General features: G+C 54.5%; 3 rRNA genes. All 3 read left to right on the top strand.

Annotated features, from left to right (window positions below):
- Window positions 1-260 precede the first annotated feature (260 nt).
- The 3 genes from CQ042_RS20130 (at window position 261) to rrf (ending at window position 5533) form a co-directional block, all read left to right on the top strand.
- Window positions 261-1784, top strand: a 16S ribosomal RNA gene (locus tag CQ042_RS20130).
- A 419-nt stretch (window positions 1785-2203) separates the two neighbouring features.
- Window positions 2204-5308 (top strand): 23S ribosomal RNA (locus tag CQ042_RS20125).
- A gap of 108 nt (window positions 5309-5416) precedes the next feature.
- Window positions 5417-5533, top strand: a 5S ribosomal RNA gene (gene rrf, locus CQ042_RS20120).
- Together the 16S, 23S and 5S rRNA genes form the textbook arrangement of a ribosomal RNA operon.
- The last annotated feature ends 13 nt before the right edge of the window (window positions 5534-5546 follow it).

Below are 5546 nucleotides of genomic sequence, written 5' to 3'. Positions count from 1 at the left end.
TAAGATAGAGAAGTTGCCCTGCGGGCCTGGCTGTGATGGCTGGGTCGTGGGAGCATCCGATCCTTGAGAACTCAACAGCGTGCACTTGTCAAATGCCAAATTATCCTCGTCTCCACTTCGGTGGGGGTGAGAATTCCTTTGGATCAAAGACCAGCCCTTCCGGGGGCTGGCAATGGATGAAGTCAGCAATGAATTTGTCTCTTTGGTCAGCATCAAACTCGCTGCGTCATCGTTTTCCCGGTGTCGTATGCATTTCTTTTTTTACGGAGAGTTTGATCCTGGCTCAGGATGAACGCTGGCGGCGTGCTTAACACATGCAAGTCGAACGGTGAACACGGAGCTTGCTCTGTGGGATCAGTGGCGAACGGGTGAGTAACACGTGAGCAACCTGCCCCTGACTCTGGGATAAGCGCTGGAAACGGCGTCTAATACTGGATATGTGACGTGACCGCATGGTCTGCGTCTGGAAAGAATTTCGGTTGGGGATGGGCTCGCGGCCTATCAGCTTGTTGGTGAGGTAATGGCTCACCAAGGCGTCGACGGGTAGCCGGCCTGAGAGGGTGACCGGCCACACTGGGACTGAGACACGGCCCAGACTCCTACGGGAGGCAGCAGTGGGGAATATTGCACAATGGGCGCAAGCCTGATGCAGCAACGCCGCGTGAGGGACGACGGCCTTCGGGTTGTAAACCTCTTTTAGCAGGGAAGAAGCGAAAGTGACGGTACCTGCAGAAAAAGCGCCGGCTAACTACGTGCCAGCAGCCGCGGTAATACGTAGGGCGCAAGCGTTATCCGGAATTATTGGGCGTAAAGAGCTCGTAGGCGGTTTGTCGCGTCTGCTGTGAAATCCGGAGGCTCAACCTCCGGCCTGCAGTGGGTACGGGCAGACTAGAGTGCGGTAGGGGAGATTGGAATTCCTGGTGTAGCGGTGGAATGCGCAGATATCAGGAGGAACACCGATGGCGAAGGCAGATCTCTGGGCCGTAACTGACGCTGAGGAGCGAAAGGGTGGGGAGCAAACAGGCTTAGATACCCTGGTAGTCCACCCCGTAAACGTTGGGAACTAGTTGTGGGGTCCATTCCACGGATTCCGTGACGCAGCTAACGCATTAAGTTCCCCGCCTGGGGAGTACGGCCGCAAGGCTAAAACTCAAAGGAATTGACGGGGACCCGCACAAGCGGCGGAGCATGCGGATTAATTCGATGCAACGCGAAGAACCTTACCAAGGCTTGACATATACGAGAACGGGCCAGAAATGGTCAACTCTTTGGACACTCGTAAACAGGTGGTGCATGGTTGTCGTCAGCTCGTGTCGTGAGATGTTGGGTTAAGTCCCGCAACGAGCGCAACCCTCGTTCTATGTTGCCAGCACGTAATGGTGGGAACTCATGGGATACTGCCGGGGTCAACTCGGAGGAAGGTGGGGATGACGTCAAATCATCATGCCCCTTATGTCTTGGGCTTCACGCATGCTACAATGGCCGGTACAAAGGGCTGCAATACCGCGAGGTGGAGCGAATCCCAAAAAGCCGGTCCCAGTTCGGATTGAGGTCTGCAACTCGACCTCATGAAGTCGGAGTCGCTAGTAATCGCAGATCAGCAACGCTGCGGTGAATACGTTCCCGGGTCTTGTACACACCGCCCGTCAAGTCATGAAAGTCGGTAACACCTGAAGCCGGTGGCCTAACCCTTGTGGAGGGAGCCGTCGAAGGTGGGATCGGTAATTAGGACTAAGTCGTAACAAGGTAGCCGTACCGGAAGGTGCGGCTGGATCACCTCCTTTCTAAGGAGCATCTGACTCTTCGGAGTCCAGAACCCAGATCGAAGGCATACGTTCTTCGCTGGGAGCTCATGGGTGGAACATTTGACATGGCATCGAGATCTGATCTCGGAACTAGTACGCCGCTTGCGGTTGGAAGGTTCTGGGTGAGGGGACCGGTGTCTGCACGCTGTTGGGTCCTGAGGGACCGGATGCGCTTTGACCTTCGGGTTGGAAGCATTTGGTTACTCTGGGCCTCTTTCTGTTTCTCCACGTTGTGGGGTTGTGGATGGGGGCACCGCCCGTACTTTGAGAACTACACAGTGGACGCGAGCATCTTGCAGCTGATCTTCGGATCGGTTGCACAAGATGATCTTAAAGATCATTAGTCAATTTCATGCCAGGCTTCGGTCTGGTGTCGATTCTGATTCAAACTCATGTGATTTCAAGTCTTTAAGAGCAAACGGTGGATGCCTTGGCATCTGGAGCCGAAGAAGGACGTAGCAATCTGCGATAAGCCTCGGGGAACTGATAAGCAAGTTTTGATCCGAGGGTGTCCGAATGGGGAAACCCCGCTGGGCGGCGTGCCGACCTAGTGACTCCCGCCTGAATATATAGGGCGGGTAGAGGGAACGTGGGGAAGTGAAACATCTCAGTACCCACAGGAAGAGAAAGCAACCGCGATTCCGTTAGTAGTGGCGAGCGAAACCGGAACAGGCTAAACCTAGCGTGTGTGATAGCCGGCAGGCGTTGCACGTTGGGGGTTGTGGGACTTTTCAGTCATCTCTGCCGAGATGGCGGCGTTACAAGAAGGTATAGACGAACGGTCTTGAAAGGCCGGTCATAGAGGGTGCCAACCCCGTAGTCGAAATGCTTCTCTTGGCGCGAAGAGTATCCCAAGTAGCACGGGGCCCGTGAAATCCCGTGTGAATCTGTCAGGACCACCTGATAAGCCTAAATACTCCCAGATGACCGATAGCGGACAAGTACCGTGAGGGAAAGGTGAAAAGTACCCCGGGAGGGGAGTGAAATAGTACCTGAAACCGTTTGCTTACAAACCGTTGGAGCCTCCTTAGTAGGGGTGACAGCGTGCCTTTTGAAGAATGAGCCTGCGAGTTAGCGATATGTGGCGAGGTTAACCCGTGTGGGGTAGCCGTAGCGAAAGCGAGTCTGAATAGGGCGATTCAGTCGCATGTCCTAGACCCGAAGCGAAGTGATCTATCCATGGCCAGGTTGAAGCGACGGTAAGACGTCGTGGAGGACCGAACCCACTTAGGTTGAAAACTGAGGGGATGAGCTGTGGATAGGGGTGAAAGGCCAATCAAACTTCGTGATAGCTGGTTCTCTCCGAAATGCATTTAGGTGCAGCGTTGCGTGTTTCTTGCCGGAGGTAGAGCTACTGGATGGCCGATGGGCCCTACAAGGTTACTGACGTCAGCCAAACTCCGAATGCCGGTAAGTGAGAGCGCAGCAGTGAGACTGTGGGGGATAAGCTTCATAGTCGAGAGGGAAACAACCCAGACCACCAACTAAGGTCCCAAAGCGCGTGCTAAGTGGGAAAGGATGTGGAGTTGCCTTGACAACCAGGAGGTTGGCTTAGAAGCAGCCACCCTTGAAAGAGTGCGTAATAGCTCACTGGTCAAGTGATTCCGCGCCGACAATGTAACGGGGCTCAAGCACGCCACCGAAGTTGTGGCATTGACATTATTGGTAGGCCTTCGTGGTCCAGCCGTGTTGATGGGTAGGAGAGCGTCGTGTGGCCAGCGAAGCGGCGGTGTGAACCAGCCGTGGAGGCTACACGAGTGAGAATGCAGGCATGAGTAGCGAATGACGTGTGAGAAACACGTCCTCCGAAAGACCAAGGGTTCCAGGGTCAAGCTAATCTTCCCTGGGTAAGTCGGGACCTAAGGCGAGGCCGACAGGCGTAGTCGATGGACAACGGGTTGATATTCCCGTACCGGCGAAGAACCGCCCAAGCTAATCCAGTAGTGCTAAGTGTCTGAATCCCAGTGACTGATCCCTTCGGGGTGACGCTCTGGGCCTAGCGCACGACCCCATTCTGGTGCGGTTAGCGTATTAACAGGTGTGACGCAGGAAGGTAGCCCAAGCCAGGCGATGGTTGTCCTGGTGCAAGTGCGTAGGCCGAGTCGTAGGCAAATCCGCGATTCACAGAGGCTGAGACACGATGCGGATAAAAAGTGGGTGATCCTATGCTGCCAAGAAAAGCATCGACGCGAGGTTCTAGCCGCCCGTACCCCAAACCGACTCAGGTGGTCAGGTAGAGAATACCAAGGAGATCGAGAGAATCGTGGTTAAGGAACTCGGCAAAATGCCCCCGTAACTTCGGGAGAAGGGGGGCCTTCGGCGTATAGGGATTTACTCCCGAAAGCGTTTGGAGGCCGCAGAGACTAGTGGGTAGCGACTGTTTACTAAAAACACAGGTCCGTGCCAAGTCGCAAGACGATGTATACGGACTGACGCCTGCCCGGTGCTGGAAGGTTAAGAGGACCGGTTAGCCGCAAGGCGAAGCTGAGAATTTAAGCCCCAGTAAACGGCGGTGGTAACTATAACCATCCTAAGGTAGCGAAATTCCTTGTCGGGTAAGTTCCGACCTGCACGAATGGCGTAACGACTTCCCAACTGTCTCAACCGCGAACTCGGCGAAATTGCATTACGAGTAAAGATGCTCGTTACGCGCAGCAGGACGGAAAGACCCCGTGACCTTTACTACAGCTTGGTATTGGTGTTCGGTGTGGCTTGTGTAGGATAGGTGGGAGACTTTGAAGCATGGACGCTAGTTCGTGTGGAGTCATTGTTGAAATACCACTCTGGTCACTCTGGATATCTAACTTCGAACCGTAATCCGGTTCAGGGACAGTGCCTGGTGGGTAGTTTAACTGGGGCGGTTGCCTCCCAAAAAGTAACGGAGGCGCCCAAAGGTTCCCTCAACCTGGTTGGCAATCAGGTGTCGAGTGTAAGTGCACAAGGGAGCTTGACTGTGAGACTGACAGGTCGAGCAGGGACGAAAGTCGGGACTAGTGATCCGGCAGTGGCTTGTGGAAGCGCTGTCGCTCAACGGATAAAAGGTACCTCGGGGATAACAGGCTGATCTTGCCCAAGAGTCCATATCGACGGCATGGTTTGGCACCTCGATGTCGGCTCGTCGCATCCTGGGGCTGGAGTAGGTCCCAAGGGTTGGGCTGTTCGCCCATTAAAGCGGTACGCGAGCTGGGTTTAGAACGTCGTGAGACAGTTCGGTCCCTATCCGCTGCGCGCGTAGGAAATTTGAGAGGATCTGACCCTAGTACGAGAGGACCGGGTTGGACGAACCTCTGGTGTGTCAGTTGTTCCGCCAGGAGCACCGCTGATTAGCTACGTTCGGGATGGATAACCGCTGAAAGCATCTAAGCGGGAAGCCGGCCTCAAGATGAGATTTCCATACCTTCGGGTGAGAGGCTCCCAGCCAGACTACTGGGTTGATAGGCCAGATGTGGAAGTGCAGTAATGCATGCAGCTGACTGGTACTAATAAGCCGATGACTTGATAACACACCGTTTGTTGGTGCTACGCGTCCACTGAGTGGTTCTCGATGTACGGTCGAGAACCGCATAACAACAATGACTTTGTTATGTGTTTGATTGAAACATCAATAGTGTTTCGGCGGCCATAGCGTGAGGGAAACGCCCGGTTACATTCCGAACCCGGAAGCTAAGCCTCACAGCGCCGATGGTACTGCAGGGGGGACCCTGTGGGAGAGTAGGACACCGCCGGACTCCTTTTAGACAA

Origin of the sequence: Microbacterium sp. MYb62 (genome assembly GCF_002979475.1) — a bacterium.
Classification (GTDB): Bacteria; Actinomycetota; Actinomycetes; order Actinomycetales; family Microbacteriaceae; genus Microbacterium.
Note: the sequence above shows the minus strand (reverse complement) of the source record. Positions and strands in the feature narration are given on the sequence as shown.